The organism is Burkholderia sp. HI2500, from assembly GCF_002223055.1.
GTDB lineage: Bacteria > Pseudomonadota > Gammaproteobacteria > Burkholderiales > Burkholderiaceae > Burkholderia.
This window is the reverse complement of the sequence record NZ_NKFL01000005.1, coordinates 368685-392965: the sequence shown is the minus strand read 5'-3', so window position 1 is coordinate 392965 and position 24281 is coordinate 368685. Positions and strand designations below refer to the sequence as shown.

Genomic DNA, 24281 nt, shown 5'->3' with positions numbered 1-24281 from the left:
GCCGGCCGGCCCGAGACGAGGCCGTTGTCGTGCACGTCGCGGCCGCCGTCGAACGAGGAGGGCTCGCCTGATGGCCGAGATCGTCGTGGCAGGCGAACTGCTCGCCGAATTCGTCGCCGCCGAGCGCGGCCAGGGTTTCGATACGCCGGGCCTGTTCGAGGGGCCGTTCCCGAGCGGTGCGCCGGCGATCTTCGCCGACCAGGCCGCGCGGCTTGGCGCACGTGTTGCGTATGCGGGCTGCGTCGGTCGCGACGCATTCGGCGACGCGATCGTCGCGCGGCTCGAACGCGATGGTGTCGACGTCGCGCGCATCCGTCGCGTCGCACGCCCGACCGGCACCGCGTTCGTCGCGTATCGCGACGACGGCTCGCGCAGCTTCGTGTTCACGCTGTCCACCAGTGCGGCCGCGTGTGTCGACGATTCCGATGTCGATACCGCGATGTTCGACGGCTGCCGCTATTTCCATGTGATGGGCTCGTCGCTGACGAGCGAATCGGCGATCGCGGCCGTGCAGCGCGGCGTGATCGAGGCCGCGCGCGCCGGCGCCAAGGTGTCGTTCGATCCGAACGTGCGGCCCGAAATGCTGAGTTTTCGCCCGATGCGCGCGGCGCTCGACGCGATGCTCGCCGCGTGCCACCTGTTCCTGCCGAGCGAAGCCGACCTGCCGTTCTTCTGCGGGCCGCAGCCGGCCGAGCGGGCGATCGCGGGCCTGCTCGCGACGCATCCGCTGCTCGAGCGGGTCGTGCTGAAACGCGGTGCGCAAGGCAGCGTCGCATTCGATCGAGCGAACCGTGCGGAAGCGCCGGCGTTCCAGGTCGACGAAGTCGATCCGACCGGCGCCGGCGACTGCTTCGGCGGCACGCTGGTCGCGAGCCTCGTCGCCGGCGTGCCGATCGAGGTCGCGCTGCGCCGCGCGAACGCGGCCGGGGCGATCGCGGTCACGCGGCGCGGCCCGATGGAGGGCAACAGCAGCGCGGCCGAAATCGACCGTTTCCTGACCGAACGAGGTATCGCATGTCCGGCCTGACGACCTTCGCCGAACGTTCGCGCACCGCGCACGCGGACGCCGTGCTGCGGATGATCTTCGACGCAAACCGCGCTAACGCGCAGCGCGGCATCTATTCGATCTGCAGCGCGCACCGGCTCGTGCTGGAGGCCGCGTGCGAAGCGGCGCGCGCGGACGGCTCGCCGTTGCTGATCGAGGCGACCTGCAACCAGGTGAACCATCTCGGCGGCTATACGGGCATGACGCCTGCCGATTTCCGCCGCGACGTGGACGCGATCGCGCAGCGCTGCGGGCTGCCGCCGTCGGCGCTCGTGCTCGGCGGCGACCATCTCGGCCCGAACCCGTGGCGGCATCGCCGCGCGGCCGATGCGATGCGCGAAGCGAGTGCGATGGTCGCCGCATACGTCGAAGCCGGCTTCGAAAAGATCCACCTCGATGCGAGCATGGCGTGCGCGGACGATCCGGCGCGGCTCGACGATCGCACGATCGCCGCGCGCGCGGCCGAGCTGTGCCGCGCGGCGGAAGACGCGGCAGCGCGCGCCGGCCTCGCGCCCGTCTACGTGATCGGCACCGAGGTGCCGACGCCGGGCGGCGAAGTCAGCGGCCACGGCGACGACGGCGAAGCAGCGATCGCGCAGATCGCCGTCACGCGCAGCGACAGCATCGCGGCGACGCTCGATGCGCACCGCCACGCGTTCGCGGCGGCCGGGCTCGACGATGCGTGGACGCGTGTCGTCGCGATCGTCGCGCAGCCGGGGGTCGACTTCGACGATCGCCACGTGCTCGACTACGACAGCGCCAAGGCCGCGTCGCTCGGCGCGAGTATCCTGCAGACACCGGGCCTCGTGTTCGAAGCGCATTCGACCGACTACCAGACCGAGGGTGCGCTCGCCGCGCTCGTGCGCGACCACTTCGCGGTGCTGAAGGTCGGCCCCGCGCTGACGTTCGCGCTGCGCGAGGCGCTGTTCGCGCTGACCTTCATCGAGGATGCATTGATCGACGACGTCGCGCAGCGCTCGCGGTTGCGCGACGTCGTCGACGCCGCGATGCGCGCGCAGCCCGAGCACTGGGCACCGTATTACCGCGGCGACGAGACCGAGCAGCGGCTCGCGCGCCAGTTCAGCTACAGCGACCGGATCCGCTACTACTGGCTGCAGCCGTCCGTCGCGGCCGCGGTCGAGCAACTGTTCGACAACCTCGCGCGGCAGCCGGTGCCGGAAACGCTCGTCGCGCAGTGGTTGCCGGACGTGTACGCGGCCTGCCGCGCGGGCGGCCTCGCGAAAGCGCCGCGCGCGTGGGTGCGGCACCGGATACGCGACGTGATCGCGCACTATGCGCGCGCGTGCGGAATGCAGCGGCCGACGTGATGGGCCGCGAAGGAAACGCAGTACCGACGACACTTCGAACAAACACAGGAGACATGCCATGCAACGAAAGATGCTCGACGCCGCCGCACGCTGCTTCGCCGGAGCCGCGCTCGCGACGGCGGCCTGCGCCGCGTCCGCCGGCACGCTGACGATCGCGACGCTGAACAATCCCGACATGATCGAGCTGAAGAAGCTGTCGCCGGCCTTCGAGAAGGCGAACCCGGACATCAAGCTGAACTGGGTGATCCTCGAGGAGAACGTGCTGCGCCAGCGCGCGACGACCGATATCACGACCGGCAGCGGCCAGTTCGACGTGATGGCGATCGGCACCTACGAGACGCCGCAGTGGGGCAAGCGCGGCTGGCTCGCGCCGATGACGGGCCTGCCTGCCGACTACGACCTGAACGACATCGTGAAGACCGCGCGCGACAGCCTGTCGTACAACGGCCAGCTGTACGCGCTGCCGTTCTATGTCGAAAGCTCGATGACGTTCTACCGCAAGGACCTGTTCGCGGCGAAGGGGCTGAAGATGCCCGACCAGCCGACCTACGACCAGATCGCGGAATTCGCGGACAAGCTCACCGACAAGGCGAAGGGCACCTACGGGATCTGCCTGCGCGGCAAGGCCGGGTGGGGCGAGAACATGGCGTACGTGTCGACGGTCGTGAACACGTTCGGCGGGCGCTGGTTCGACGAGAACTGGAATGCGCAACTCACTTCGCCCGAGTGGAAGAAGGCGATCAATTTCTACGTGAACCTGCTGAAGAAGAACGGCCCGCCGGGAGCGAGCTCGAACGGCTTCAACGAGAACCTGACCCTCACTGCGTCGGGCAAGTGCGCGATGTGGATCGACGCGACGGTCGCGGCCGGGATGCTCTATAACAAACAGCAGTCGCAGGTGGCCGACAGGATCGGCTTCGCGGCCGCGCCGGTCGCCGCCACGCCGAAGGGGTCGCACTGGCTGTGGGCGTGGGCGCTGGCCGTGCCGAAGACGTCGAAGCAGCAGGACGCCGCACGCAAGTTCATCGCGTGGGCGACGTCGAAGCAGTACATCGAGATGGTCGGCAAGGACGAGGGCTGGGCGTCGGTGCCGCCGGGCACGCGCACGTCGACGTATCAGCGCCCCGAGTACAAGGCTGCCGCGCCGTTCTCGGACTTCGTGCTGAAGGCGATCGAGACCGCCGACCCGAACGATCCGTCGCTGAAGAAGGTGCCGTACACGGGCGTGCAGTACGTCGGGATTCCTGAATTCCAGTCGTTCGGCACGGTGGTCGGCCAGTCGATCGCGGGTGCAGTCGCCGGCCAGATGTCGGTCGACCAGGCGCTTGCCGCCGGGCAGGCCGCCGCCGACCGCGCGGTGCGGCAGGCCGGCTACAAGAAGTAACGCGGCCCGCACCGTGCGCGGTGGCGCACGGTGCGTGTCGTCGAGCTGACAGGCGGGCAGGCCTTCGCGCCCGCGCATCAACCGGAGGGACTCCGATCATGCGTCACCTGCGTCTTCCCCTGAGCCACGCTCACGCGCCGTCGGTCGGCGACGCGTCGTCACCGCCCGGCGCGCCGCGCCGCGCGCGCGGCGGCGCGAGCTGGCTCGTCTCGCCGTCCGTCGCGGTGCTGCTGCTGTGGATGTCGATTCCGCTCGCGATGACGATCTGGTATTCGTTCTCGCGCTACAACCTGCTGAACCCGGACGTGAAGGGCTTCGCCGGGTTCGACAACTACCGCTTCCTCGCGACCGATCCGTCGTTCCTGCCCGCGATCTGGCACACGCTCGTGCTGATCGGCGCGGTGCTCGCGATCACGGTGATCGGCGGCGTGCTGATGGCCGTGCTGTTCGACCGCAAGTTCTACGGGCAGGGCGTCGCACGCCTGCTCGCGATCGCGCCGTTCTTCGTGATGCCGACGGTGTCCGCGCTGATCTGGAAGAACATGATCCTGCACCCCGTGTACGGGCTCGTCGCGAACGCGATGCGCGCGCTCGGGATGACGCCGGTCGACTGGTTCGCCGATTACCCGCTCACCGCGGTGATCGTCATCGTCGCGTGGCAGTGGCTGCCGTTCGCGTTCCTGATCCTGTTCACCGCGATCCAGTCGCTGGACCAGGAGCAGAAGGAAGCCGCGCGCATCGACGGCGCGGGCCCGATCGCGATGTTCTTCTACATCACGCTGCCGCACCTGAAGCGTGCGATCGCCGTGGTCGTGATGATGGAGACGATCTTCCTGCTGTCGATCTTCGCGGAGATCTACACGACGACCGGCGGCGGCCCCGGCAACGCGACGACCAACCTGTCCTACCTGATCTACGCGCTCGGCCTGCAGCAGTTCGACGTCGGCCTCGCGTCCGCGGGCGGCATCATCGCCGTGGTGGTCGCGAACGTCGTGTCGTTCTTCCTCGTGCGGATGCTCGCGCGCAACCTGAAGGGAGAGTACGACAAATGAGCGACCTGACCTTCGAGGGCCGGCGCGTGCCGGCCGTGTTCGACCTCGTGCGGCGCGCGCTGCCCGGCACGCTCGCGTGGCTGATCGCGCTGCTGCTGTTCTTCCCGATCTTCTGGATGGCGATCACCGCGTTCAAGACCGAGCAGCAGGCGTATGCGTCGACGCTGTTCTTCATCCCGACGCTCGACAGCTTCCGCGAGGTGTTCGCGCGCAGCAACTACTTCGCGTTCGCGTGGAATTCGGTGCTGATCTCGGCGGGCGTCACGGTGATCTCGCTGCTGTTCGCGGTGCCGGCCGCGTATGCGATGGCGTTCTTCCCGAACCACCGCACGCAGAAGGTGCTGCTGTGGATGCTGTCGACCAAGATGATGCCGTCGGTCGGCGTGCTGGTGCCGATCTACCTGCTGTGGAAGAACGCGGGGCTGCTCGATACCGTGTCGGGCCTCGTGATCGTCTACACGCTGATCAACCTGCCGATCGCGGTGTGGATGACCTTCACGTACTTCAACGAGATCCCGAAGGACATCCTCGAAGCCGGGCGGATCGACGGCGCGTCGACGTGGCAGGAGATCGTGTACCTGCTGATGCCGATGGCGCTGCCGGGGCTCGCGTCCACCGCGCTGCTGCTCGTGATCCTGTCGTGGAACGAGGCGTTCTGGAGCATCAACCTGTCGAGCTCGAATGCGGCGCCGCTGACCGTGTTCATCGCGTCGTACTCGAGCCCCGAGGGGCTGTTCTGGGCGAAGCTGTCCGCGGCGTCGCTGCTCGCGGTCGCGCCGATCCTGATCGTCGGCTGGCTGTCGCAGAAGCAGCTCGTGCGCGGGCTCACGTTCGGAGCCGTCAAATGACCGCGACGAACGTCCTGATCTGCGATTGCGACGGCGTGCTGATCGACAGCGAGGCGGTGGCGGCCGACGTGCTCGTGCGCGAACTCGATGCCCGCTGGCCGGGCGCGGATGCGCGGCCGGCCGTGATGCCGCTGCTCGGGCTGCGCATCGAGCGCGTGCTGGCCGGCGCATGCGACGCGCTCGGCCGCACGCTGTCGAACGACGACGTCGTCGAGATCCGCGCCGCGGTCGAGGCGGCGGCCGTCAACGCGCCGATGGTCGACGGCATCGATGCGGCGCTGGCCGCGATCGAACTGACGACGGCCTGTGCGAGCAACAGCTACCGCGCGTACGTCGAGGCGGCGCTGACCCGCACGGGCCTCGCGCGCTTCTTCGGCGACCGGCTGTTCTGCGCGGACGCCGTCGCGCGGCCGAAGCCGGCGCCCGACGTGTATCTCGCGGCGGCGCGCACGCTTGGCGTCGCGCCGGCCCGGTGCCTCGTGGTCGAGGACAGCGTGACCGGCATCACCGCGGCCGCCGCGGCCGGCATGACCGTGCTCGGCTTCGTCGGCGGCGGGCATGCGTCGGCCGCGCAGATCGACGCGTTGCGCGGGATCGGCGCGCGTCACGTATTCGACGACATGCACGAGCTGCCCGGGTACGTCGCGCGCTGGCAGGCGACCGGTGCGGTGCTGCCGAACTAGCCACCACGAATGATTGCGCGCCGCGTTCGACGCGGCGCATCACGAACGAACGGAGACAGATCATGGCAAGCGTGCTCCTGCGCAACATCGCGAAGCGCTACGACGACACCGAAGTGCTGCGCAACGTGAACCTCGACATCGCCGACGGCGAATTCGTCGTGTTCGTCGGCCCGAGCGGCTGCGGCAAATCCACGCTGATGCGGATGATCGCCGGCCTCGAGGATATTTCGAGCGGCGACCTGCTGATCGACGGCGCGAAGGTCAACGACGTGCCGAGCGCGAAGCGCGGCATCGCGATGGTGTTCCAGTCGTATGCGCTGTACCCGCACATGACGCTGTACGACAACATGGCGTTCGGCCTGAAGCTCGCGGGCGCGAAGAAGCCGGAGATCGACCAGGCGGTGAAGCAGGCCGCGAAGATCCTGCACATCGACCATCTGCTCGACCGCAAGCCGAAGCAGCTGTCGGGCGGCCAGCGGCAGCGCGTCGCGATCGGCCGCGCGATCACGCGCAAGCCGAAGGTGTTCCTGTTCGACGAGCCGCTGTCGAACCTCGACGCGGCGCTGCGCGTGAAGATGCGGCTGGAGTTCGCGCGGCTGCACGACGAGCTGAAGACGACGATGATCTACGTGACGCACGACCAGGTCGAGGCGATGACGCTCGCCGACAAGATCGTCGTGCTGTCGGGCGGCGCGGTGCAGCAGGTCGGCACACCGAACGAGCTGTACCACGCGCCGGCGAACCAGTTCGTCGCGGGCTTCATCGGCTCGCCGAAGATGAATTTCCTGAAGGGCACCGTCGAAGCGGTCGACGCGGGCGGCGTGCTCGTGCGTTTCGACAGCGGCGAGACGCAGCGCGTCGCGGTCGAAGCAGCGGGCTTGCAGCGCGGCGCCGCGGTGACGGTCGGCGTGCGGCCCGAGCACCTGCTGGTCGATGCGGCGGCGGCGGCGGGCGTCGCCGCGCGGACGATGGCCGTCGAGTCGCTCGGTGACGCCGCGTATCTGTATGCGGAGTCAGCTGTCGCGCCGGACGGGCTGATCGCGCGGATTCCGCCGCTCGACACGTACCGCACCGGCGACGCGCTGCGCGTGCATGCGCAGGCCGAGCACTGCCATCTGTTCGACGAAAACGGGCAGGCGTTCCGGCGGCTGAGCGTGCACGCGAAGGCGGCGTGACGCGCCGGCACGTGCGCCTGCGGTGCTCAGAGGCGCAGGTGCTCGGCCACGTAGTCGACGAACGCGCGCAGCTTCGGCGTCGGATGGCGGCCTGACGGCCACAGTACGTAGAACGGCGTGCGGCTCTCGACGTGTTCGTCGAGCACCGGGCGCAGCGTGCCGTCGGCCAGCGCGTCGTGTACGAAAAACTCGGGCAGGCAGGCGATGCCGAGCCCGCGCAGCGCGAAGCACAGCCGTGTTTCCGCGTTGTTGCTGACCATCGATACCGGCACCTCCGGCGGCGTGCCGGCGCGCGGCGCGCGCAACGGCCAGGTCTCGAGCCGGCCGCTGCTGGGGAAGCGGTAGTGCAGGCAGCGGTGCCGCACGAGATCGGCCGGCGTGCGCGGCGTGCCATGCCGCTCGAGATAGCCGGGCGACGCGACGAGGTGCTGGCGGAAATGGCCGAGCAGCCGCGACGACAGCCGCGAATCCGACGGCTGGCCGGTGCGCAGCACCGCGTCGAACCCTTCGTCGATCACGTCGACGAGCCGGTCGCTGAAATCGATGTCGAGCTCGATCTCCGGATACGCGGCCATGAAATCGGCGAGCATCGGCAGCAGTAGCGTGCCGATCGTCGGCAGGCTTACGCGTATCCGCCCGCGCGGCGCTTCGGCGCTGTGCGTCAGTTCCTGCTCGGCCGCATCGATCTCCGCGATCACGCGCCGGCACCGTTCGAGAAAGCGCGCGCCTTCGGCCGTCAGCGTGATGCTGCGCGTGCTGCGGTGAAACAGCCGCACGTTCAGGCGTGCTTCCAGGCGCGCGATGCGCTTGCCGATCGCCGACGCCGACAGCCCGAGCGCGCGGCCGGCCGCGACGAAGCTGCGCGTTTCCGCGACCTGAACGAATACGACGAAACCGCCCAGATTTTCCATGCAGGTTCCCGATTGCGGACATCGATGTCCGGAGTGTCCGGAACTCTACCCCGGTTTTTCTTCACGCGTCGGCTCCCTACGATGGGCGTTCCTTCATCGTTCGAGGTCACGCCATGTCATCCCTGCCTGTCACCACCCACCGCGGAGAACCGGACGCCGCGCTGCGCGCGCGGCTCGACGCCGTGCTCGATCGCGCGCTGGCCGACGCGCGCGTGGTCGGCGCGGTCGTGCTGGTCGCCCGCGACGGCGAATTGCGTTATGCACGCGCGGCCGGGCTGGCCGATCGGGAAGCCGGCACGCCGATGCGCGAGGACACGGTGTTCCGGCTCGCGTCGGTGTCGAAGCCGATCGTGACGGCCGCCGCGATGCGGCTGGTTGCGGCAGGCCGCATCGGGCTCGACGAGCCGGTCGCGCGCTGGTTGCCGGCGTTCACGCCGACGCTCGCACGCGGCACGCCGGTGAACATCACGTTGCGGCATCTGCTGTCGCATACGGCCGGCCTCGGCTATCGCTTCCTCGAAGCGGACGGCGACGGCCCGTATGCGCGTGCAGGCGTATCCGACGGGATGGATCGCGCGAGCCTGTCGCTCGCCGAGAACGTGCGGCGCATCGCCGGCGTGCCGCTGCAGTTCGCACCCGGCACGTCGTGGGGCTACTCGCTCGCGACCGACGTGGCGGGGGCGCTGATCGAAGCGGTCGACGGCCGCCCGCTCGCGCAGGCGGTGGCCGCGCTCGTCACGACGCCGCTCGGGATGACCGATACCGGATTCGTCGCGCCCGACGCCGCGCACGTCGCGACGCCTTACGTGAGCACGCCGGGCGCGCCGCGCCGGATGGCCGACGACGATCTCGTGCCGGTGTTCGACGGCACGGTCGGCATCCGCTTCGAGCCGGCGCGCGCGTTCGATGCCGCCGCGTGGCCGTCGGGCGGCGCGGGCATGGTCGGCACCGCGCACGATTGCCTGACGCTGCTCGATACGCTGCGCACGGGCCTCGACGGCTGGCTCGCACCGCGCTGGATCGACGAGATGGCGCGGGTGCAGCCGGGCGCGCACGACTTGCCGGATGCGCCGGGATTCGGTTTCGGGCTCGGCTTTTCGGTGCTGCGCGATCCGGCGGCCGCGCAGTCGCCGGAGTCGGTCGGCACCTGGCGCTGGGGCGGCGCGTACGGGCATGCGTGGTTCGTCGACCGTGCGGCCGGGCTGACGGTCGTCGCGCTGACCAATACGTTGTACGAAGGGATGTACGGGCGCATCGTCACCGACGTGCGCGATGCGGTGTATGGCGTCGACGACCGGAGCGTGGCATGAGCGAATGCGTATCCGCTTCCCCGTCCGCTTCCGCGTCCTCCGCCGGCCGGGCTGCCGATTCCGCAGCCGGCTCGTCTGCACCGGGCCGCGCGCGCCTGCCCGTCGCGAACCTGCTCGCGCTTGCCACCGCCGGCTTCATCACGGTGCTCACCGAAGCCCTGCCCGCCGGCCTGCTGCCGCTGATGAGCGTCGACCTGCACGTGACCGAGGCGCTGATCGGCCAACTGGTGACCGTCTATGCGCTCGGCTCGATCGTCGCGGCGATTCCGCTCGTCGCCGCGACACGTGCGATGCGCCGGCGCGGCCTGCTGCTCGCGGCGCTCGCCGGGTTCGTCGTGTCGAATGCGGTGACGGCCGCGTCGCCGTACTACGCGCTCACGCTGGCCGCGCGCTTCGTCGCCGGGATGTCGGCCGGGCTGCTGTGGGCGCTGCTGGCGGGCTACGCGAGCCGGCTGGTCGAGCCGTCGCTGCGCGGCCGGGCGATCGCGGTCGCGATGCTCGGCATACCGGCAGCAATGTCGATCGGCATTCCGGCCGGCACCGCGCTCGGCGCGATGTTCGGCTGGCGTGTCGCGTTCGCCTGGATCACGGTCGCGGCGCTGGCGCTGATCGGCTGGATTCGCCTACGCGTGCCCGACTATCCGGGGCAGCAGGCCGGCGCGCGCGAGCCGGTGCTCGGCGTGATGACGCTGCCCGGCGTGCGGCCGGTGCTGACCGTGATGTTCGCGTACGTGCTGGCGCACAACATGCTGTACACGTACGTCGCGCCGTTTCTCGCCGGCGTGCGGATGGGCGCGCAGGTCGATGCGGTGCTGCTGGTGTTCGGTCTCGCGTCGCTGGTCGGCATCGCGCTGACGGGCGCGTGGATCGGCGCCGCGCAGCGACGCCTGACGCTTGCCAGCATCGCGCTGTTCGCGGTCGCGGCGGCGATGCTCGGTGCCGGTTCCGGGATGGCGATCGTCTATGCGGGCGTCGCGTTGTGGGGGCTCGCGTTCGGCGGTGCGCCGACGCTGTTCCAGACCGCCGCCGCGAATGCGGCGGGGGAGGCGGCCGACGTCGCGCAGTCGATGCTCGTGACGGTGTGGAACCTCGCGATCGCGGGCGGCGGCATCGCGGGCGGGATGCTGCTCGGTGCAACGGGCGCCGGCGCGATTCCGTGGGTGCTCGTCGCGCTCTTGGCGGCTGCGTGGGTCGGCGCGTGGCGTGCGCGCCGGCATGCGTTTCCGGCGCCGCACGCGGCTTGAGCGCTCGACAGCCGCGCGCGGTGGGCCGTGCGCGGCTTCGGCGTCAGGCCGCTTTCGCGGCGAGCGCGGCGCGCGCGCACGCTTCGTCGGTGACGAGCCCCGACAGCCAGCCGCCGCGCAGCGCGGCAATCACCGCGTCGTGTTTCTTCGGGCCGCCGGCGAACGCGATCGTCGGCAGCTTCGGCGGCGTCGCGAGCGCGACGCTCGTCACGCGTGCGCTCGTCGACACGGCGATCTGCGTGCCCTGCGCGTCGATCGGCACGCCGAGCAGCTCGGCCACCGCGCCGAGCGCGGTCATCTCGTCGCGCTCCTGTTCGGTGATGAAGCCATCTTCATAGAGCGGGCAGTGCGGGCCGATGTTGCCGATCCCGACGAATGCGACATCGGCCTTGCCCGACAGCGCCTCGACGATCCGGTACAGCCGGTGATTGCACCACTGCGCGCGCTCGGCGTCGCTGTCGGCGAACAGCGGCGCGGGCAGCAGGAAGTGCTTGCTGCCGGTTTTCTCGGAGATGTACTGCGCGACGTCGTAGCGGTTCGACGAGCCGTCGGCCGCGATCGCGCCGACCATCGACACGAGCCGGTGCTGCGGGCGGTCGATCTGCGCGATCTGCGCGACCGCGGCCTTCAGCGTCCGGCCGCTGCTGACCGCGATCACCATCGGACGCGTTTCGTTCAGGTAGCGTTCCATCACCTGCGCGCCGGCGACCGCGAGCTTGCGGTCGATCGCGTCGGGCGCATCGGCATCGACGGGCACGACTTCGCACATCGCGAGGCCGTAGCGCTTCGACAGCTGCGCGCCGAGATCGAGGCAGTCGGCGAGCTGGTGGTCGACGCGCACGCGGATCAGGTTCTTCTCGACCGCAAACGCGACGAGACGCTGCGCGACCGGGCGCGACACCTGCAGCTTTTCCGCGATTTCGTTCTGCGTGTCGCCCGCGACGTAGTAGAGCCACGCGGCACGCGTGGCGAGATCGAGTTTTTCTGAGGACTTGGACACGATAGCGATTCGGTTCGGATCGGGGGGCCGCCCCGCGGGCCGGTCGGTGGGCCGCATGGCGGCATCCACTGTACCGCATGTCGCGCACGCGGCCGATGGCCGCCACGCGTGACGTGCGGCGCTTATGCAAGCCGTGCGCGCGACGGTTCGTACAGCGGCTGCACGTGACGGTACAGCGCGCGGAACGCATCGAGGCGTTCGCGCAGCAGCGCATGGCGGGCTGCATCGGGCGCGTATTCGGCGCGCACCGGCGGCTTGGTCAGCACCGCATGCGGATCGGCGCCGACGGCCAGCCAGCCGAGCCGTGCCGCGCCGAGCGCCGCGCCGGTTTCGCCGCCGCCGTGCTGGCGCGTGCGCACGTTCAGCGCATCGGCGATCAACTGCGCCCAGAACGCGCTGCGCGCGCCGCCGCCGATCAGCGACAGCTGGTCGGTTTCGACGCCGGCCGCGTGCAGCGCGTCGAGACCGTCGGCGAGGCCGAGCGTCACGCCTTCGAGCACCGCGTAGCCGAGATGCGCGCGTTCGGTCGCATGTGTCATCCCAAAGAACACGCCTTGCGCGTACGGGTCGTTGTGCGGCGTGCGCTCGCCGGACAGGTAAGGCAGGAACAGCGGGGCCGTCGCGAGCGCGTCGGCGTCGAGCGTTTCGATTTCCGCGAGCAGCGCGGGCTCGTCGGTGCCGGTCAGCTTGCAGACCCAGCGCAGGCAGCTCGCGGCCGACAGCACGACGCTCATCAATTGCCAGCGATCGGGAATCGCATGGCAGAACGCATGCACGGCCGACGCGGGGTTCGGCATGAAGCGATCACCGACCACGCTCAGCACGCCGGACGTGCCGAGCGACACGAAGCCGTCGCCTGCATGGATCGCGCCGATGCCGAGCGCGCTCGTCGCGTTGTCGCCGCCGCCGCCGGCCACCACGACGGCCTCCGACAGCCCGAGTTCGCGTGCGATGTCCGCGCGCAGCGTGCCGGATGGCGCGTTGCCTTCGACGATGCGCGGCATCTGCTCACGCGTCATCCCGCACGCGGCGAGCAGCGCATCGGACCAGTCGCGGCGCGCGACGTCGAGCCACAGCGTGCCGGCGGCGTCCGACGGATCGGACACCTTCGCGCCGGTCAGCCGGAACCTCAGGTAGTCCTTCGGCATCAGCACGCAGGCGGTTGCCGCGAACACGTCGGGTTCGTGCTTCGCGACCCACAGCAGTTTCGGCGCGGTGAAGCCCGGCATCGCGAGGTTGCCTGCCAGTGCGTGGAGATCGGGCGCGCGTTCGGTGAGCAGCGCGCATTCGTCGGCGCTGCGCATGTCGTTCCACAGGATCGCGGGGCGCAGCACGCGATCGTCGCGGCCGAGCAGCACGGCGCCGTGCATCTGGCCCGACAGGCCGATGCCGCGCACGGCCGCGAACGCGTCGCGGTGCCGTTCGCGCAACGCCGCGAGCGCGGCGAGCGTGCCTTGCCACCAGTCGTCCGGATGCTGTTCGGCCCAGCGCGGATGCGGCCGCGACACGGTGAACGGCGAGCCGGCGGTGCCGACGACCGTGCCGTCCGGGGCGAGCAGCAGCACCTTCACTTCCGAGGTGCCGAGGTCGATGCCGAGATACATGAGCGATCCGTTCCGTCAGTGGGGAGTCGCTACTTTAGCCGCGCGGCCGCGCCCGTGCCAAGGCAGGTTCGCCCGGATGCACGTCAGCGTGCCGCGAGCCATGTGTCGACACGCGAGAGTCCGCCGCGCAAGGCCTCGAACAGTGCGGCGTTGCCGGCGAGCGAGCCCCACAGCTGCCGGTTCGCGCACAGCGCGACGACCGGGTCGTCGGCCTGGACGATCGCGCGCGCGGCGCTTTCGTCCATCACGCCGTCCTGGTACGCGTACGGCAGCGCGCCGCGCGCCCAGCGCTCGAGAAAGCGCAGGAACAGCGCGGGCAGCACGGCGGTGGCGACCGGCGCCGCGCCGCGTGCGAACGATTCGACGAGCGTCGGCGCGATGAAGCCGGGAATCTTCGAGAAGCCGTCGGCCGCGACGCGCTGGTTCGTGTCGAGCACGTACGGGTTGCCGAAGCGTTCGAGCACGACGTCGCGGTAGCGCGCGAGATCGAGCGGGCTCGGCGTGAGGCAGGGGATCACGTCCTGCGTCACGTAGTCGTGCGCGAAGCGGCGGATCGCCGCGTCATGCGTGCCTTCGTGGATATACGTATGGCCCGCGAGCGTGCCGGCCCACGCGATGCAGCTGTGCGTCGCGTTGAGGATGCGGATCTTCGCTTCCTCGTACGGGTGCACGTCGTCGACGAGTTCGGCGCCGGCCACTTCCCACTTCGGCCGGCCGGCCGCGAAGCGGTCCTCGATCACCCACTGGATGAACGATTCGCCCATCACCGGGCATGCGTCGTCGAAGCCGGTGGCCGCCAGCACACGCTCGCGCACGTCGGCGGTCGGGCGCGGCGTGATGCGGTCGACCATCGCGCTCGGTGTCGCGACGTTCGTATCGAACCAGGCGAGCAGGTCGGCCTGGCCGCGCCGCTCGAGGAATTCGCGCATCCCCGCGCGAAAGCGCGCGCCGTTGTTGCGCAGGTTGTCGCAGCTCTGCAGCGTGAGCGGGCCCGCGCCGCGCTTCACGCGTTCGGCGAGCAGCGCCGCGAGCGCGCCGTACAGCGTCGTGCGCGCGCCCTGCAGGTCGGCCGCGAGATCGGCGTTCGCGAGGTCGAGCCGGTTGTGTTCGTCGAGGTAGTAGCCGCCTTCGGTCACGGTAAACGACACGATCCGGCAGGCCGGGTCGGCGCCGGCGTCGATCAGCGCGGCGAGGTCGATCGACCACGGCAGCACGCGCGTGATCGCGCGGATCGTCTCGTACGCGCGCTCGCCTTGCGGCGTGACGGTTTCGAGCGTGTAGGCGCCGTGCTGCGCGGCGAGTGCGTCCATCGTCGCGTGCATGTCGTCGCGGATGTTGCCGACGGTCAGCGACCAGCGCTCCTCGGCCGGGACGGCCGCGTTCACGCGATGCAGATACCACGCCTGGTGCGCGCGGTGAAACGAGCCCGCGCCGATGTGCAGCAGCACGGGCGTGCGGGCGGAGGGCGATGCGCTCATCCGGTGTCTCCTTTTCGTGCCTGACAGTCCTGCCGAATACGATCATTTGCTCTTTGTGTGAGCGAATGATCGTATTCGGGCGAGCGAAAGTCAAGGCGGGGAAACGGCATTTCGATGGTGCGCTGCGGCGGCGTGCGGGCAGCAGGGTGGGGAGGCCGCGAACGGGCGGCCGGTGCGGAAAGCGCTGTCAGCGTCCTTCGCGCGTCAACGCGACGAGTTCCTCGAGCAGCTTGCCCGCTGGCCCCGGCAGGATGCCGTGGCGGCGCCGGAACGCGGTGAGCGTGCGCACCGCGACGACCTCGCGCACCGGCAGCGTGTCGATCGTGCCGGCGCGCTGCTCGGCGCCGTACATCGGCTCGGCCATCCAGCTCAGGAAGCCGGCATGCGCGACGAGGCTCTTCAATGTAGTAACCGAGCGCGTCTCGACCGCGATGTCGGGCAGCGCCAGCCCGTGCGCGTCGAAGGTCGCGCGCATGTGGTCGAACGGCGCGGTGCCGCGCGGCGGAATCGCCCAGCGCGCGTGCAGCGTGTCGGCGAGCGTCGGCGCGCGGCCGAGCGCGCGCAGCGGATGGTGCTGCGCCGCAACGATGTGGCTGCGATCCTCCCAGCGACACTCGGGAATCGCGACGATCTCGTCGGTATCGGGCCCGTGCGCGGACAGCGCGAGATCGATCTCGTGCTTGTTCAGCCCTTCCGCGAGCCGGTCCCACACGCCTTCGATGATCTCGACGCGCAGGTTCGGCCAGCGGTCGAGCACGCGGCCGACCGCGACCGGCAGCACGAGGCTCGCGATGCTGCCCACCGTGCCGACCTTGATCGTGCCCTTCGCAAACCCGCGCATCGCATCGAGCTCCTCGCGTGCGTGCTCGGCCTCGTGCTGCAGCAGCGTCGCATGCGGCAGCAGCGCGTCGCCGAACGCGGTGAGCTGCACACCCTTCGAGTGGCGCTCGAACAAGGGCGCGCCGACCTGGTCCTCGAGTCGCTTCAGGATCCGGCTCAGCGCCGGCTGCGTCACGTGCAGCGCGTCGGCCGCGCGGCCGAGGCTGCCGCACGCGACGATCGTCGTGAAGGCGCGCAATTGTCGGAGATCGAAAGTCATGTCGGAACGGTATGGCTTATCGCAAAAAATACAGTATCCGAGAATGGCTCGCGCTTCGATACTGTGGAAACCGCCAAGCCATCGAGGAGACGCCCGAGCATGTCCGGCCATACGCCCCCTTCCGCCGCACCGATCACCGTTCGCGATGCGGTGATCGACCTGTTTCGCCAGTTCGGCATCGACCGCGTGTTCGGCAACCCCGGCTCGACCGAGCTGCCGATGTTCCGCGACTTCCCGGACGATTTCCGCTACGTGCTCGGCTTGCATGAAGCTGTCGTGGTCGGGATGGCCGACGGCCACGCGCAGGCGACCGGCAATGCGGCGGTCGTCAACCTGCATTCGGCGGCGGGTGTGGGCAACGCGATGGGCAATCTCTTCACCGCCTTCAAGAACCGCACGCCGCTGATCGTCACCGCGGGCCAGCAGGCGCGCGCGATCCTGCCGTTCGACCCGTTCCTCGGCGCGACGCAGGCCGCCGAGCTGCCGAAGCCGTACGTGAAATGGAGCATCGAGCCCGCGCGTGCGCAGGACGTGCCGGCCGCGATCGCGCGTGCGTACCGCATCGCGATGCAGGAACCGCGCGGCCCCGTGTTCGTGTCGATCCCGGTCGACGACTGGGATCAGCCGGCCGAGCTGCTGCCGCGCCGCGACGTCAGCCATGTCGTGCGGCCCGATCCGGACGCGCTCGCGCGGCTCGGCGATGCGCTCGACGCCGCGCGGCGTCCCGCGTTCGTGGTCGGGGCAGCCGTCGATCGCGCCGGTGCGTGGGACGACGTCGTGCGGCTCGCCGAGCGGCACCGTGCGCGTGTGTACGTCGCGCCGATGTCGGGGCGCTGCAGTTTCCCCGAGGACCATCCGCTGTTCGCCGGCTTCCTGCCCGCGATCCGCGAGAAGATCGTCGCGCGGCTCGACGGGCACGATCTCGTGTTCGCGTTCGGCGCGCCCGCGTTCACCTATCACATCGAGGGCTTCGGCCCGCACGTGCCGCCGGGCGCGACGCTCGTGCAGCTCGTCGACGATCCGGGCCTCGCCGCGTGGACGCCGTCGGGCGATGCGGTCGTCGGCAACCTGCGGCTCGCCGCGCGCGACCTGCTCGCGCGCCCGGCGCCGCCCGAGCGGCCGATGCCCGCGCCGCGGCCGCCGCGTGCGCGCGTCGAACCGCCGGCCGCCGGCGAGCGCATGTCGGTCGCGTTCGCGCTGCAGACGCTCGCCGACGTGCGCGCCGCACACGACATCGTCGTCGAGGAAGCACCGAGCGCGCGGCCCGTGATGCAGGAACACCTGCCGTTCACGCACAGCGGCACGTTCTACACGATGGACAGCGGCGGGCTCGGCTACGGGATGCCGGCCGCCGTCGGCGTCGCGCTCGCGCAGCCGGGCCGGCGCGTGATCGGGCTGATCGGCGACGGGTCGAGCCTGTATTCGATCCAGGCGTTGTGGAGCGCCGCGCAGCTGAAGCTGCCGATCACGTTCGTGATCCTGAACAACCGGCGCTACGCGGCGCTGCAGGATTTCGCGCCGGTGTTCGGCTTCGGCCCGGACGATCCCGTGCAGGGCACCGATCTGCCGAACCTGGATTTCGTCGCGCTCGCGCAAGGGATGGGCTGCCGGGGCGTACGCGTGTCCGATGCCACGCGCCTGCGTGACACGATGACCGACGCGCTGCGTGTGGCGGCGCCGGTCGTCGTCGAAGTCGAGATTGTCTGAATGACGTGATGCGCAGTGCGCGTCCTGCCGGAGATTCCATGCAAACCGTATCGATGCTGATCGGCGGCGAACGCCGTCACTCATCCAGCGGCGCGACCTTCGCGCGCCGCAACCCGCTTGATGGCGAAGTCGCGTCCGAAGCACCCGCGTGTACCGTCGACGATGCGCGCGCGGCGGCCGACGCGGCCGCCCGCGCGTTTCCCGGCTGGGCCGCGCTCGGTCCCGGCGCCCGCCGCGCGCTGCTGCTGAAGGCGGCCACCGCGCTCGAAGCGAAGCACGAGCAGTTCGTCGCCGCGATGGCGGCGGAGACGGGCGCGTCCGCGCTGTGGGCCGGCTTCAACGTGCAGCTTGCCGCAAGCGGGCTCGTCGAGGCCGCGTCGCTGACCACGCAGATCAGTGGCGAGCTGATTCCGTCCGACGTGCCCGGGTCGCTCGCGATGGGCGTGCGGCAGCCGGCCGGCGTCGTGCTCGGCATCGCGCCGTGGAATGCGCCGGTGATCCTCGCGACGCGCGCGCTCGCGCTGCCGCTCGCGTGCGGCAACACCGTCGTGCTGAAGGGCTCGGAGCTGTGCCCCGTCACGCACGGGCTGATCGTCGAGGCGCTGCAGGAGGCCGGGCTGCCGCCGGGCGTCGTCAATTTCGTGACGAACGCGCCCGAGGATGCGGGCACGATCGTCGATGCATTGATCGCGCATCCGGCCGTGCGCCGCGTGAATTTCACGGGCTCGACGCGCGTCGGCCGGATCGTCGCCGAAGCCTGTGCGCGCCACCTGAAGCCGTCGGTGCTGGAGCTCGGCGGCAAGGCGCCGTTCGTCGTGCTCGACGATGCCGATCTCGATGCGGCGGTCGCGGCGGCCGCGTTCGGCGCGTTCGCGAATTCCGGGCAGATCTGCATGTCGACCGAACGCATCGTCGTCGACGCGTCGATTGCCGATGCGTTCGTCGCGAAGCTTGCCGACAAGGCCGCGTCGCTGCCGCTCGGCGATCCGCGCCAGGGGCCCGTCGTGCTCGGTTCGCTGATCGACATGAAGGCCGTCGAGCGCTGCAACGCGCTGATCGACGATGCGCTCGCGCACGGCGCGACGCTCGTGTGCGGCGGCAAGGCCGACAGCACGCTGTTCCCGGCCACGCTGCTCGACCATGTGACGCCGGCGATGCGCATCTATGCGGAGGAGTCGTTCGGGCCGGTGAAAGGCATCGTGCGCGTCGATGGCGAGGACGCCGCGATCCGCTGCGCGAACGACAACGCGTTCGGGCTGTCGTCGGCCGTGTTCAGCCGCGATGTCGCGCGTGCGATGCGCGTCGCGGCCCGCATCGAATCGGGCATCTGCCACGTGAACGGTCCGACCGTGCACGACGAGGCGCAGATGCCGTTCGGCGGCGTGAAGGACAGCGGCTTCGGCCACTTCGGCGGCAAGGCCGGCATCGCGGCGTTCACGGACCTGCGCTGGATCACGGTGCAGACCGCACCGCGCCACTATCCGTTCTGACGAGGCCGACGACGATGAGGATTGCGATTCTGGGCGCCGGCGCGATGGGCTCGCTGTTCGGCGGGCGGCTGGCCGAAAGCGGCGAGGCCGTCACGCTGATCGACGTGAACGATGCGCATCTCGATGCGATTCGCCGCGACGGGTTGCGCATCGATGACGATCGTGGTGAGCGGTGTATCCGGACGTTGCAGGCCGTGCGGCCGGAAGCGGCGAATGCGGCTGCGGCCGCGTCGCCCGATGCATCATTCGACCTGCTGATCGTTTTCACGAAGTCGCTGCATACGCGTGCCGCACTCGACGGCGTGCGCGCGCTGCTCGAGCGGGACACGCACGTGCTGACGCTGCAGAACGGGCTCGGCAATGTCGAGACGCTGAATGCGTTCGTGCCGCTCGAACGCATCCTGGTCGGCGTGACGACGTGGCCGGCCGACGCGGCGGGGCCGGCGCGCGTGCGCTCGCACGGCGCGGGCGCGATCCGCATGATGACGGCCGACGGCGCGGCACGCCCGTTCGCGGCGACGGTGGCCGATACGCTGTCGCGCGCGGGGCTCGCGTGCACGCTTGACGCCGACGAGTGGGCCGCGATCTGGGAGAAGGTCGCGTTCAACGCGGCGCTCAACACGCTGTGCGCGGCGACGGGCTGCACGGTCGACCAGCTCGGCAACCATCACGACGGGCCGCGGCTTGCGCTCGCGATTGCAGCCGAGGTGGCCGCCGTCGCCCGCGCGAAGGGCATCGCGGTCGACGGCGAACGCATCGCGCACAACGTCGAGCATGCGATCCGCGCGCATCGCGGCCATCGTCCGTCGATGCTGCAGGACGTGCTCGCGGGCCGCCGCACGGAAATCGACGCGATCAGCGGCAAGGTCGTCGCGGCCGCGCGCGAAGCGGGCGTCGCGGTGCCGCATGCGGAGACGCTGCTCGCGCTGGTCCGGCTGATCGACGCGCGGGTGAACTGAGCATCAGGCGGGCGGCGCGGCTTGCGCCGCACGACGAGACGAGCGCGTCGCGCGCAGGCGACGGCGCCGGATCGGGACAGGTTGGACGAGACACCGGAGGCGGCGCCGATGCGTCGACGCCGGCCGCCTGCGCAGCACGAGATCCGGGCACGCGCCACCGCGCCAGCCCGGGCAACCGGAGACGCCATGAACGCCATCGAATGCCGTTGTCTTGCCGCGCGCTGCTTGCGCATGTTGCCGCCTGAGCGCGGCGCACGGGAGGTCGCATGAGCACGCGCGACGGATTGTTGCCTGCGTCCGTCGACATCGGCGCGACGCTCGACGACGGGCCGTTCACGACGATGCAGCGCTGCGTGGTGCTGCTCGCCGCGCTCGCGATCGTGCTCGACGGCTTCGACGGCCAGCTGATCGGCTTCGCGATTCCGGTGTTGATCCGCGAATGGGGCATCACGCGCGGCGCGTTCGCGCCGGCGGTGGCGGCCGGGCTGATCGGGATGGGCATCGGCAGTGCGTGCGCGGGGATCGTCGCCGATCGCTTCGGCCGCCGTCAGGCCGTGATCGGCAGCGTGTTCCTGTTCGGCATCGCGACCTGCGCGATCGGCTTCGCACCGGACGTCACGGCGATCGCGGTGCTGCGCTTCGTCGCAGGCCTCGGGATCGGCGGCGCGTTGCCGACGGCCACGACGATGACGGCCGAATACACGCCCGCGCGGCGTCGCACGATGATGGTGACCGCGACGATCGTCTGCGTGCCGCTCGGCGGGATGCTGGCCGGCCTGTTCGCGCACGAGGTGCTGCCGCGCTACGGCTGGCGCGGGCTGTTCTTCGCGGGCGGCGCGTTGCCGCTCGTGCTCGGCTTCGTGCTCGTGCGTGCGTTGCCCGAATCGCCGCGCTATCTCGCGCGGCGCCCCGCGCGCTGGCCGGAACTCGGCGCGCTGCTCGCGCGGATGGAGCGGCCCGTCGTGCCGGGCACCGCCTTCACCGACCTGAGGGACGCCCGCGCGGCGGGCGGCCGCGGCGGCTTCGGCGCGCTGTTCGCGAGCGGCCAGGCGCGCGACACGATCGCGCTGTGGTGTGCGTTCTTCATGTGCCTGCTTGCCGTGTATGCGGCGTTCAGCTGGCTGCCGACGATGCTGGCGGCGAGCGGGCTGAGCGTGTCGGTGGCGGGGACGGGGCTCACCGCGTACAACCTCGGCGGCGTGATCGGCGCGCTGTTGTGCGCGTGGACGATCGCGCATGCCGGGTCGCGCTGGCCGCTCGTGCTGTGCAGTGTCGGCGGCGCGGCGAGCGCGGTGTGGCTGATGGGTGTCGATGCGAGCCGCCACACGGGCTGGCTGATCGTCGGGCTCGGCCTCCACGGGTTGTTCGTCAACGCGGTGCAGTCGACGATGTATGCGCTCTGCGCGTACATCTACCCGACGGCCGTGCGCGCGACGGGCACCGCGAGCGCGCTCGCGTTCGGCCGGCTCGGCGCGATCCTCAGCGCGTTCGCGGGCGCGGTCGTGATCACCACGGGCGGTGCCACGGCCTATCTGACGATGCTGGCGATTGCGATGGGGGTGGTCTGCGTCGCGCTGCTCGTCGTGCGACGGCACATTCCGCGGCTGTCGCGTGCGGCCGTGCAGCCGCGCGAAGGGGAGGAGCTGGCCCGCACGTCGTCGTGACGGCGGGCGGGCCGGGGGCGCGTCGCGCGTTAGCGTTACAGCGTGGTGCGCACGTGCCAGAGCTCGGGGAACAGCACGACGTCGAGCATCTTGCGCAGGTACGGCGCGCCGCTGGTGCCGCCGGTGCCCTGCTTGAAGCCGATGATGCGCTCGACGGTCGTCACGTGACGGAAGCGCCACTGGCGGAACGCATCCTCGAGATCGACGAGTTCCTCGGCCATCTCGTAAAGCTCCCAGTGCTGCTGCGGATGACGGTACACCTCGAGCCACGCGGCTTCGACCGTCTCGTCGTGCCGGGTCGGCTGCGTCCAGTCGCGTTCGAGCCGCTCGGCCGCGATCGGGAAGCCCCGCCGCGCGAGCAGGCGCACGACTTCGTCGTAGAACGACGGCGCTTCGAGCGTCGCACGCACCTGTTCGAGGATGTCGGGCCGGTGCGCATGCGGCTGCAGCATCTGCACGTTCTTGTTGCCGAGCAGGAATTCGAGTTGCCGGTACTGGTACGACTGGAAACCCGACGACTGCCCGAGATACGGCCGCATCGCCGAATACTCGGACGGCGTCATCGTCGACAGCACGTTCCAGGCCTGCACGAGTTGCTCGAGAATCCGCGACACGCGGGCGAGCATCTTGAACGCCGGCGGCAGCGCGTCGGTGCGCACCGCGTCGAGGGCGCCGCGCAGCTCGAACAGCGCGAGCTTCATCCACAGCTCGCTCGTCTGATGCTGGATGATGAACAGCATCTCGTTGTGATCGGGCGACAGCGGATGCTGCGCGTCGAGGATCGAATTCAGCGACAGGTAGTCGCCGTAACTCATCGACTTCGAGAAATCGAGCTGCGCGTTGTGCCAGCCGGCATCGCCGGGCACGTGCGACGCTTCGTGCGCGGCCGGGGCTGCTTGGGCCGAATGCGCGGCGCGTGCGCCCGAGAACGGGCAGCCCGCCGGCGCGTCGTCGCCGGGTGGCTGCATATGACCAGAATTCACGACTTTCTCCAGATTTGAATGACGGGGCGCGGCGCGCGGCTCGCGCGCGCCGGGCATGGCCGATCAGGTCACCGCGCCGCGTTCGGCGAACTCGGGCGCCTTCCACGCGTCGGTGGCGAGGATGTCGCGCAGCGTCTCGACGGCATCCCACACGTCGGCGAAGCGCGTATAGAGCGGCGTGAAGCCGAAGCGCAGCACGTACGGCTCGCGATAGTCGCCGATCACGCCGCGCGCGATCAGCGCCTGCATCACCTCGTAGCCGTGCGGATGCTCGAAGCTCGCCTGCGAGCCGCGCTGGTGATGCGCGCGCGGCGTGACGAGTTTCAGCGACAGGCCCGCGCAACGCGCTTCGACGAGCGCGATGAACGCATCGGTCAGCGCGAGCGACTTGCGGCGGATCGCGTGCATGTCGGTCTGCAGGAACACGTCGAGCCCGCATTCGACCATCGACATCGACACGATCGGCTGCGTGCCGCACAGGAAGCGCGCGATGCCCGGATCGGGCGCGAAGCCCGGCTGCATCGCGAACGGTGCGCGGTGGCCCCACCAGCCGGACAGCGGCTGCGAGAAGTGCGCGTGATGGCGCTGCGGCACCCATACGAAGGCGGGCGAACCGGGGCCGCCGTTCAGGTACTTGTACGTGCAGCCGACCGCGCCGTCCGCGCGCGCGCCGTTCAGGTCGACCGGCACCGCGCCGGCCGAGTGCGCGAGATCCCACAGCATCAGGCCACCCGCGTCGTGCACGAGCTGCGTGACGGCCGGCATGTCGTGCATGTAGCCGGTGCGGTAGTTCACGTGCGTGATCATCGCGACGGCCGTGTCCGCGCCGAGCGCGCCGGGCAGGTCGGCCGGGTCGTCGATCAGGCGCAGTTCGTAGTCGCCGCCGAGCTGCTCGATCAGCCCCTGCGCGATATACAGGTCGGTCGGGAAGTTCGAGCGCTCCGACACGATCACTCGGCGCTCCGGCGCGCGCTCGGCCTGGTGGCGCACCATCGCCGACAGCAGCTTGAACAGGTTGATCGAGATCGTGTCGGTCACGACCGTCTCGTCGGGCGCGCCGCCGATCAGCGTCGCGAGCTTGTCGCCGAGACGGCGCGGCAGCGCGAACCAGCCGGCCGTGTTCCAGCTGCGGATCAGGCCTTCGCCCCATTCGGCGCCGATCACCTGCTGCGCACGGGCGGCCGATGCGCGCGGCTGTGCGCCGAGCGAGTTGCCGTCGAGGTAGATCACGCCGTCGGGCAGGGAGAACTGGTCGCGCAGCGGGGCGAGCGGATCGTCGCGGTCGAGCGCGAGCGCATCTTCACGGGTCTTGATCAT

General features: G+C 70.3%; 20 protein-coding genes. 13 read left to right on the top strand and 7 right to left on the bottom strand.

Going from position 1 to position 24281, the window contains the following annotated elements; all coding sequences use genetic code 11:
- Positions 1-70 precede the first annotated feature (70 nt).
- From CFB45_RS14685 to CFB45_RS14655, 7 genes are all read left to right on the top strand, one after another.
- A complete protein-coding gene (locus CFB45_RS14685) occupies positions 71-1027 on the top strand; it encodes a sugar kinase (RefSeq protein WP_089426210.1) in 957 nt (318 codons plus the stop codon).
- Positions 1015-2373, top strand: coding sequence for a D-tagatose-bisphosphate aldolase, class II, non-catalytic subunit (locus CFB45_RS14680; RefSeq protein WP_089426209.1), 1359 nt, complete (start codon positions 1015-1017; stop codon positions 2371-2373). The genes CFB45_RS14685 and CFB45_RS14680 overlap by 13 nt, the downstream gene beginning before the upstream one ends.
- Positions 2374-2431: 58 nt before the next feature.
- Positions 2432-3757 (top strand): ABC transporter substrate-binding protein, encoded by a 1326-nt coding sequence (locus tag CFB45_RS14675; RefSeq protein ID WP_089426208.1) that lies wholly within the window; start codon positions 2432-2434, stop codon positions 3755-3757.
- 98 nt (positions 3758-3855) lie between these two features.
- Positions 3856-4809, top strand: coding sequence for a carbohydrate ABC transporter permease (locus CFB45_RS14670; RefSeq protein WP_089426207.1), 954 nt, complete (start codon positions 3856-3858; stop codon positions 4807-4809).
- Positions 4806-5657, top strand: a complete 852-nt coding sequence (locus CFB45_RS14665; protein ID WP_011353034.1) for a carbohydrate ABC transporter permease — start codon at positions 4806-4808, stop codon at positions 5655-5657. The genes CFB45_RS14670 and CFB45_RS14665 overlap by 4 nt, the downstream gene beginning before the upstream one ends.
- The gene (locus CFB45_RS14660; RefSeq protein ID WP_089426206.1) at positions 5654-6340 is read left to right on the top strand and encodes an HAD family hydrolase; all 687 of its coding nucleotides are present in this window, start codon (positions 5654-5656) and stop codon (positions 6338-6340) included. Before CFB45_RS14665 ends, CFB45_RS14660 begins: the two co-directional genes overlap by 4 nt.
- A gap of 62 nt (positions 6341-6402) precedes the next feature.
- Positions 6403-7515, top strand: coding sequence for an ABC transporter ATP-binding protein (locus tag CFB45_RS14655; protein WP_089426205.1), 1113 nt, complete (start codon positions 6403-6405; stop codon positions 7513-7515).
- Positions 7516-7541: 26 nt separating this feature from the next.
- On the opposite strand, the gene CFB45_RS14650 is transcribed toward CFB45_RS14655, so the two are convergent.
- Positions 7542-8426: a LysR family transcriptional regulator gene (locus CFB45_RS14650; protein ID WP_089426204.1), complete on the bottom strand. Its 885-nt coding sequence runs from the start codon at positions 8424-8426 to the stop codon at positions 7542-7544.
- A gap of 113 nt (positions 8427-8539) precedes the next feature.
- On the opposite strand from CFB45_RS14650, the gene CFB45_RS14645 reads away from it, so the two are divergent.
- A complete protein-coding gene (locus tag CFB45_RS14645; RefSeq protein ID WP_089426203.1) occupies positions 8540-9736 on the top strand; it encodes a serine hydrolase domain-containing protein in 1197 nt (398 codons plus the stop codon).
- Positions 9733-10980 (top strand): MFS transporter, encoded by a 1248-nt coding sequence (locus CFB45_RS14640; RefSeq protein ID WP_089426202.1) that lies wholly within the window; start codon positions 9733-9735, stop codon positions 10978-10980. The genes CFB45_RS14645 and CFB45_RS14640 overlap by 4 nt, the downstream gene beginning before the upstream one ends.
- A gap of 43 nt (positions 10981-11023) precedes the next feature.
- Here CFB45_RS14640 and CFB45_RS14635 read toward each other — a convergent pair whose 3' ends face one another.
- The 4 genes from CFB45_RS14635 to CFB45_RS14620 all read right to left on the bottom strand — a co-directional run bounded on the left by CFB45_RS14635 (position 11024) and on the right by CFB45_RS14620 (position 16161).
- Positions 11024-12037: a sugar-binding transcriptional regulator gene (locus tag CFB45_RS14635; protein WP_089426201.1), complete on the bottom strand. Its 1014-nt coding sequence runs from the start codon at positions 12035-12037 to the stop codon at positions 11024-11026.
- 65 nt (positions 12038-12102) lie between these two features.
- On the bottom strand, positions 12103-13584 hold the full coding sequence (xylB, locus tag CFB45_RS14630; protein ID WP_089426200.1) for a xylulokinase: 1482 nt from the start codon (positions 13582-13584) through the stop codon (positions 12103-12105).
- An 83-nt stretch (positions 13585-13667) separates the two neighbouring features.
- The gene (gene dalD, locus CFB45_RS14625) at positions 13668-15062 is read right to left on the bottom strand and encodes a D-arabinitol 4-dehydrogenase (RefSeq protein WP_089426199.1); all 1395 of its coding nucleotides are present in this window, start codon (positions 15060-15062) and stop codon (positions 13668-13670) included.
- A gap of 187 nt (positions 15063-15249) precedes the next feature.
- Positions 15250-16161, bottom strand: coding sequence for a LysR family transcriptional regulator (locus CFB45_RS14620; protein WP_174972912.1), 912 nt, complete (start codon positions 16159-16161; stop codon positions 15250-15252).
- 99 nt (positions 16162-16260) lie between these two features.
- Here CFB45_RS14620 and mdlC point away from each other — a divergent pair, with 99 nt between their 5' ends.
- From mdlC to CFB45_RS14600, 4 genes are all read left to right on the top strand, one after another.
- Positions 16261-17868, top strand: coding sequence for a benzoylformate decarboxylase (gene mdlC / locus CFB45_RS14615; RefSeq protein ID WP_089426197.1), 1608 nt, complete (start codon positions 16261-16263; stop codon positions 17866-17868).
- Positions 17869-17906: 38 nt separating this feature from the next.
- On the top strand, positions 17907-19358 hold the full coding sequence (locus CFB45_RS14610; protein WP_089426196.1) for an aldehyde dehydrogenase: 1452 nt from the start codon (positions 17907-17909) through the stop codon (positions 19356-19358).
- Between the two features lie 14 nt (positions 19359-19372).
- The gene (locus CFB45_RS14605) at positions 19373-20317 is read left to right on the top strand and encodes a ketopantoate reductase family protein (protein WP_089426195.1); all 945 of its coding nucleotides are present in this window, start codon (positions 19373-19375) and stop codon (positions 20315-20317) included.
- A 266-nt stretch (positions 20318-20583) separates the two neighbouring features.
- Positions 20584-21981: an MFS transporter gene (locus CFB45_RS14600; RefSeq protein ID WP_089426194.1), complete on the top strand. Its 1398-nt coding sequence runs from the start codon at positions 20584-20586 to the stop codon at positions 21979-21981.
- Positions 21982-22016: 35 nt separating this feature from the next.
- On the opposite strand, the gene kynA is transcribed toward CFB45_RS14600, so the two are convergent.
- Both kynA and kynU read right to left on the bottom strand, forming a co-directional pair.
- On the bottom strand, positions 22017-22949 hold the full coding sequence (gene kynA, locus CFB45_RS14595; protein ID WP_089426193.1) for a tryptophan 2,3-dioxygenase: 933 nt from the start codon (positions 22947-22949) through the stop codon (positions 22017-22019).
- A gap of 78 nt (positions 22950-23027) precedes the next feature.
- Positions 23028-24281, bottom strand: a complete 1254-nt coding sequence (gene kynU / locus CFB45_RS14590; protein WP_241026035.1) for a kynureninase — start codon at positions 24279-24281, stop codon at positions 23028-23030.

Coding starts and splice junctions, on each gene's coding strand:
- CFB45_RS14685 (WP_089426210.1), top strand. CDS start 71: ATGGCCGAGATCGTCGTGGCAGGCGAACTGCTCGCCGAATTCGTCGCC.
- CFB45_RS14680 (WP_089426209.1), top strand. CDS start 1,015: ATGTCCGGCCTGACGACCTTCGCCGAACGTTCGCGCACCGCGCACGCG.
- CFB45_RS14675 (WP_089426208.1), top strand. CDS start 2,432: ATGCAACGAAAGATGCTCGACGCCGCCGCACGCTGCTTCGCCGGAGCC.
- CFB45_RS14670 (WP_089426207.1), top strand. CDS start 3,856: ATGCGTCACCTGCGTCTTCCCCTGAGCCACGCTCACGCGCCGTCGGTC.
- CFB45_RS14665 (WP_011353034.1), top strand. CDS start 4,806: ATGAGCGACCTGACCTTCGAGGGCCGGCGCGTGCCGGCCGTGTTCGAC.
- CFB45_RS14660 (WP_089426206.1), top strand. CDS start 5,654: ATGACCGCGACGAACGTCCTGATCTGCGATTGCGACGGCGTGCTGATC.
- CFB45_RS14655 (WP_089426205.1), top strand. CDS start 6,403: ATGGCAAGCGTGCTCCTGCGCAACATCGCGAAGCGCTACGACGACACC.
- CFB45_RS14650 (WP_089426204.1), bottom strand. CDS start 8,426: ATGGAAAATCTGGGCGGTTTCGTCGTATTCGTTCAGGTCGCGGAAACG.
- CFB45_RS14645 (WP_089426203.1), top strand. CDS start 8,540: ATGTCATCCCTGCCTGTCACCACCCACCGCGGAGAACCGGACGCCGCG.
- CFB45_RS14640 (WP_089426202.1), top strand. CDS start 9,733: ATGAGCGAATGCGTATCCGCTTCCCCGTCCGCTTCCGCGTCCTCCGCC.
- CFB45_RS14635 (WP_089426201.1), bottom strand. CDS start 12,037: ATGCGGCCCACCGACCGGCCCGCGGGGCGGCCCCCCGATCCGAACCGA.
- xylB (WP_089426200.1), bottom strand. CDS start 13,584: ATGTATCTCGGCATCGACCTCGGCACCTCGGAAGTGAAGGTGCTGCTG.
- dalD (WP_089426199.1), bottom strand. CDS start 15,062: ATGAGCGCATCGCCCTCCGCCCGCACGCCCGTGCTGCTGCACATCGGC.
- CFB45_RS14620 (WP_174972912.1), bottom strand. CDS start 16,161: ATGACTTTCGATCTCCGACAATTGCGCGCCTTCACGACGATCGTCGCG.
- mdlC (WP_089426197.1), top strand. CDS start 16,261: ATGTCCGGCCATACGCCCCCTTCCGCCGCACCGATCACCGTTCGCGAT.
- CFB45_RS14610 (WP_089426196.1), top strand. CDS start 17,907: ATGCAAACCGTATCGATGCTGATCGGCGGCGAACGCCGTCACTCATCC.
- CFB45_RS14605 (WP_089426195.1), top strand. CDS start 19,373: ATGAGGATTGCGATTCTGGGCGCCGGCGCGATGGGCTCGCTGTTCGGC.
- CFB45_RS14600 (WP_089426194.1), top strand. CDS start 20,584: ATGAGCACGCGCGACGGATTGTTGCCTGCGTCCGTCGACATCGGCGCG.
- kynA (WP_089426193.1), bottom strand. CDS start 22,949: ATGCAGCCACCCGGCGACGACGCGCCGGCGGGCTGCCCGTTCTCGGGC.
- kynU (WP_241026035.1), bottom strand. CDS start 24,281: ATGATCAAGACCCGTGAAGATGCGCTCGCGCTCGACCGCGACGATCCG.